A 6,183-nucleotide genomic window follows, 5' to 3' on the forward strand; every position below is an offset into this window, starting at 1 on the left:
AATTCATTTTTAGCTTCGCGAAGCATAAGCGTACATGTGTTGCACACTGTCATCAGGTCAAGTCCTTGCTGTTCAGCTAAGGCGATGTTACGAGCATTCGTAGCTAAAATAGCCAACGGATCGATATCCTGTACATGGGATGCACCACAGCAGGTCCAGCCATCGAGCTCTTCGATCTGAATACCCAATTTTTTAGCCACGGCTTTCGTAGCAACGTAGTCTTCTTTCGCTGCGCCTTCAAGAACGCAACCCGGGAAAAATGCGTATTTCATTATTTTTCTGCCTCCTCTGCTGCTTTAATAATGGTGCGCACGCCTTGGATACCGGTTACCGGTTTATGAGGCACGATCAATTCTAACGGGTTAATCTTACCATGAGCCCACAGACGCATAGCATAGAGACCCTGTTTTGCAGAATCTACAAGACCATCTGTCTTGAGACTCATCGTTACTTCGTTCAAGCGACCGGTCTTCATGAGGTCTTGCTTGAAGGCTACGGCATGGCGCGTACCCTTGTTGCTGAGGCCTGCACGTGTAGCTACTGCACGAAGTTCGGAAATATCCTTAGCCGGTTTTAAGTGTTTCGGGCAACGGGAGATACAGTTCATGCAGTGAACGCATTTCCAGAGACCATTTTCGAAAGCCGGATTAACGTGTGCCATCGGAGCATCGTCACGGGAATCTTTTACAAAACGGTTAGCTTTGGTATATACATACGGATCGAGGAAGTCTTCGCGACCGGCACTCAATTTATTACATTCGGATGCACAGCAACCGCAAAGAATACATTCAGTATTGAGTACGAATTTTTTGAAATCTTCCGGAGTCTGACGAGTAGCTGTCGTCTTAGTGTATTCCGGTTTCATGAAAATCCACGGAGCCACTGTCTTAAGACGGTTAACCTTAGCTTCCCAGTTAACCGCAAGGTCACGGATAACATCGAAGTTACCGATTGGAGCAATTTCAAATTCATCGCTACCGAAACGTTCAGCCAATTCATCGATTTTACTTTCGCAAGCAAGCATTGCCTGTCCATTAATCTTTACAGAGCAAGCACCACAAACAGCACTACGGCAAGCAGCGATGAACGTCAAGCTCGGATCAATGGTGTCTTTAATTTTCTGAAGGCCCCAAAGGATAGTACGGTCCGCTTCATAATCGAAGGTATAGGTCTGTACATAGGAGCGGCCTTCGTTATAACGGTGGATATGATACGTAATCTGTCTCATCTTAGTACGTCCTTTCTTTTGGTTCGAAACGAGTAATTACAACATCGCTCTGGCCTACCTGGTATTCACCATCTTCACCGAGGCTGATGAGGGTATGGTTCAAGAAGTTAGCATCATCACGTTTTGTAAAGTCTTCGCGCAGATGGCTACCGCGGCTTTCCTGACGACGAAGAGCGCCGAGAACTACGGCTTTAGCTACCGTCAAGAGGCTACCGATTTCCACATAGTTTACGAAGGCCATATTGAACGTACGATTTGTATCCCCTACATAGCAGGTCTTGTATTCTTCAATCAATTTATTCAAGGTTTCGAGAGCTTCCTTCATCTTAGATTCTTCACGGAAGATACCTACCTTATTCCACATAGCCAACGCCATTTCATCACGGATTTCGGATACCGGACGACCGGTTGTACGACCCGTAACTTCTTTGAACTTGGCTTCCCAAGCAGTAGCTGCATCATTTAATTCCTTAGCAGCGTCTTTTGCACTGTTGTTTTCTACATAAGCAATAGCACCTTCACCGGCCACTTTACCGAATACAACGGCATCAGCCAAGGAGTTACCACCCAAGCGGTTAGCACCATGGATAGATACACAGGAAGCTTCGCCGGCAGCGAAGAGGCCCGGCACTACCGTAGCACAAGTTTTATAATCTTTTACATCGATACCGCCCATGGAGTAATGGCATGTCGGACGAACCGGAATCGGCTGTACTAACGGATCCGCATGTTCGAAGGTAATTGCCAAGTCACGAATACCATGTAATTTTTCAAGAATCAATTCTCTCGGCAAATGACGAACGTCGGCTACAACGTATGCATCAAGACCGGTACCGCCAAAGCCACGACCTTCGGCAATTTCTGTTTCGATAGCTTTTGCTACAACGTCACGCGGAGCCAATTCCATTTTGCTCGGTGCGTATTTAGCCATGAAACGTTCACCTTTATTGTTCAAGAGGTAACCGCCTTCACCACGTACGGCTTCGGACATCAAAATACCGCTCTTACCAAGACCGGTCGGATGGAACTGTACCATTTCAGGGTCTTTCAAAGCACAACCTACACGGAAGCAAGCAGCCATGCCGTCACCTGTGGAAAGGTACGGATTGGACGTACGCGTCCAGAACATACGGCCTGCACCACCGGTAGCAATAACTACTGCTGTAGCAGCAATTTTTTCTACGCGGCCTTCCTTCATGTTCCAAGCGACTACACCACCAACACTACCGTCGGCTACTTTTACAATATCAAGCAAGTACCATTCCTGAAGGAATTGTACATTGTGTTTCAAGCACTGTTCATATAACGTATGTTCAATTACATGACCGGTTTTATCGGCACTGTAGCAAGTACGCGGATAGCTCTGACCACCGAAATTACGCTGAGCAATCTTGTTTTCGTTTGTACGGGAGAACGGAGCACCAAAGTAGTCCAATTCTTTAATCCCTTCCGGACAACGTTTAACAAAGAATTCGATGGCATCTTGGTCACCCAGATAGTCACTACCTTTTACGGTATCGAAGATATGGTCCTCAATCGTATCTTCTTTGGCTACGTTGTTCAACACGCCGTTAATACCGCCCTGAGCCATGGCCGTGGCTGAACGGCTAGGAAAAATTTTTGTAATAAGCGCAACACGCAAACCTTCACGGGAAGCTACTTCCAAGGCTGCACGCTGACCTGCGCCGCCGCTGCCTACTACCAGAACATCAAACTGTTCCATAATGTACCTCCTCACTTCTACCTAATCTTATAGGCAAACCCAAGTAATCCATATACCTTGTACATAACATACATCGTATAATTCAACTTCATTATATACGCTCAATCGCACTTTGTCCAAAGGCCTAAACTCCGCTGTTTTTCAAGTTCGATGCCTATTTTGATAGATTTTTTCATTAAGCATATGTCTGCCTATACACATACACATATGCATCAAAAATATTTCTTCTTACAAAATTTTCAATTGAAAGCAACTAATCCATCAACACAGCCTATTATTACCGTTTTAGATTTTTATTATGCATAATTACCTGTATCAAAATATCAATTTATGCATCATTATAATTCTATTTTAGCAACATTGCTATATTCGAAAATTTCTATATCATGTGATGCTTATTATCAATAAATATTTTTAAAATTTTTTATTGTTTTTTGTATACATGACGTTAAATCTGTAAAATAGTATCGTCCACTTAAAATTTTTTCTTTGTAAACCATACGATTTACAGTGCGACAACATTATAATCATGAAACTGCACACCGTCTTTTTCCAAAATAAATAGACCCCCATAATGAAGCGAACCCCTTTTGTTAGACACAATCTAACAAAAGAGGTTCACTTCACACGAAAGAGGTCCTTCTTATTAAAATATATTCACATAAGATACAATTCACATACAATGCACTTGTACGAGATTTGTTCGTACAAGTTACATTATAGCTTATACATCCTTAATTTTTTCTATTGTCTAAGCCTCACTGGTTCTTGTCCTTGCACTTAGTTTTGTATCTATCATTAGTCACCCCTTGTCGATTCTAATTAATACGACGCAATTTGCCCATCCGTTCGTTTCTCCGTTGCTCCACAAAGAATACCGTTCTTATCACGGACAATAATCTGTCCTCGTCCCATATGATACGGATCCGGTTGTACGATAATTTCATGTCCGCGTCTCTGCAAAAGACGAATGATATAATTAGGTGTCTCCTGCTCTACCTCTACTCGTTTACCACCAATCCACTGCCACCGCGGTGCATCCAATGCCTGCTGAGGATTAAGGCCAAAATCAGTAAGATTCATCGCTACCTGCACATGTGCCTGTGGTTGCATAAAGCCCCCTATAATCCCAAAAGAAGCTACGGCTTCACCATCTTTAGTAAGGAATGCAGGAATAATCGTATGGTATGGTCGTTTACCGCCGACTAGCGCATTAGGATGGCTTTCATCAAAAGAAAAGTTTTCTGCCCTGTCATTGAAGGAAATTCCCGTTCCCGGTACAACAATGCCCGATCCAAAGCCACGATAGTTACTTTGAATGAAAGAAACCATATTGCCGTCTTTATCAGCCACTGAAAAATAAACTGTCGAACTATACCGCGGATCACCAACCACCGGTTCAATAGCTTCAGTACCGATAAGAGCGCGACGGTCTATAGCGTAACACTCTGACAGCAGCTCTTCTACCGTCACTTTCATATGCGACGGCTCAGCTACATACTCCTTTGTATCCACAAAGCTCAACTTCATCGCTTCGATTTGACGATGCATCGTTTCTATGGTATCTCTCTCCGTAAAATTCCAAGCCTTCAATATATTTAGCGCCATCAACACGGTAATCCCATGACCGTTAGGCGGAAGCTCCCATATATCATAACCGCGATAGTTCACGCTGATAGGCTCAACCCATTCCGGAGTATATGCCGCTAAATCTTCATAACGCAAGAACCCATTATGCTTTTTCATAAAAGCATCTACGGTCTTTGCCAATTCGCCACGGTAAAAATCCTCGCCTTTCGTTTCTGCAATCCGTCGCAATGTTCGCGCCAAATCTTTGGAAGCAAATACTTCTCCCGGACGATAATAACGGCCTTGCGGTAAAAACGTATCAAACCAACCTTGAAACTCCGGTCGCGCCTTAAATTTAGTATAAATTCCTTCAGCTTCTTCCCATAATCGGCTAATATTCGGTGATACTGGGTACCCTTCCTCCGCATAGCGAATAGCCGGCTCCATAACCGTCATCAAATCCAATGAACCGAATCGTTCGTACAAAGCCATCCACGCTCCTACGGCGCCGGGTACATTAATCGGCTCTACACCATATGAGGGAATCGTATCATAACCACGCTCTTTCAACGCTTGTATCGATGCCAGCTTAGGAGCCGGTAATAGCCAAACACATAAATGCACCAAAATACTTTTTATTTCTATTAGCAAACGTCTGCCTTTCGCCCGTAATCGCTTCCTCTTTATGACTAGGATTTATACCGGTGCGCCGGTATTCCTCTAAAAGTAGACGTGCTTCTTTTAAACCGAAAAAGGAAGCAATCGGTGTAGGTACAATTTATTTCCTTATGTAGTGCTATGCATAGTATATCTATAACTTATCTTCATTTGATTTGCATTGTGGAAAAAATAAAAAATGGATGACATTTCTTTCAATGCCATCCATTTTTCGATAAAAAGCTTTAATTCAACCTTTTATCTATAGTCAAATACTTGTTGAGTGTGAGTAATTGGAACAAGTATGACCAAACACTATTTATGCATTCTGAGCATTTTTTAAAGCATTAATTTCTTGCTGCTGCGCTTCAATTGTTTGCTGTTGGGCAGCCATCTGACGTTGCAATTCAGCTACAGCGGCATAAAGTTGTTGTGTAGAGAAGCTATTTACTTCTGTCTTAGCTGTTTCACTACCAAACTTGAAGCTAATACCCAAATTATAAGCTGCATCACTGCCAAGAGTACTACCTGCACTTACCATAACATTTTTATTCGGACGATAAAATGCACCAAGAGCTACGCTATTTTCACTCTTGTAACTACCCGTGGCAGCAGCAAAGCTAAACTTGGTTGTTTCATCAAAATCAAGCGGATGTAAACCTGCTAAAGCAGCAGCACGTGCCCCCACCTTCTTAACATCTTTAGATACACTATGGATGCGATTGCCAAGTTCAGTATCAGCAGCTTTACGTTCTTTAGTTTCATTGTCAAGGGCTGCATTACTCTGATCAATACGTTCACTCAAACGAGCATCAGCGGCAGAGCGTGCCCAACTTTCAGCAACAATCTTGCTATTTAATTGATTATCTGCTGCTTCACGAGCATCCGCCTCTTTCTTATCGGCAGCTACGCGTGCCCACTTTTCTGCTACATCGGCTGCTTTGCGATCAGATATTTCCTGACCGATTACCCCAGTCAATTTCAAATCCGCAGCATCCCTTTTAGC

At 43.3% G+C, this 6,183-nt stretch carries 5 protein-coding genes; all 5 read right to left on the reverse strand.

Annotation, left to right across the window (positions count from 1 at the left end; translation table 11 throughout):
• Nucleotides 1-272 (reverse strand): heterodisulfide reductase-related iron-sulfur binding cluster (locus G344_RS10940; protein ID WP_038154923.1); only part of this gene is annotated, 272 nt, incomplete at its 3' end.
• Nucleotides 272-1,228, reverse strand: coding sequence for a succinate dehydrogenase/fumarate reductase iron-sulfur subunit (locus tag G344_RS0106865; protein WP_028255548.1), 957 nt, complete (start codon nucleotides 1,226-1,228; stop codon nucleotides 272-274). The genes G344_RS10940 and G344_RS0106865, both read right to left, overlap by 1 nt.
• 1 nt (nucleotide 1,229) lies before the next feature.
• A complete protein-coding gene (locus G344_RS0106870; RefSeq protein WP_028255549.1) occupies nucleotides 1,230-2,951 on the reverse strand; it encodes an FAD-binding protein in 1,722 nt (573 codons plus the stop codon).
• 822 nt (nucleotides 2,952-3,773) lie between these two features.
• On the reverse strand, nucleotides 3,774-5,171 hold the full coding sequence (locus G344_RS10945; protein ID WP_211219560.1) for a gamma-glutamyltransferase family protein: 1,398 nt from the start codon (nucleotides 5,169-5,171) through the stop codon (nucleotides 3,774-3,776).
• A gap of 325 nt (nucleotides 5,172-5,496) precedes the next feature.
• Nucleotides 5,497-6,183: YadA C-terminal domain-containing protein (locus G344_RS11510; protein ID WP_211219561.1), on the reverse strand; the 687-nt coding region annotated here is incomplete at its 5' end.

The organism is Veillonella magna DSM 19857, assembly GCF_000428745.1.
GTDB classification, from domain to species: domain Bacteria; phylum Bacillota; class Negativicutes; order Veillonellales; family Veillonellaceae; genus Veillonella_A; species Veillonella_A magna.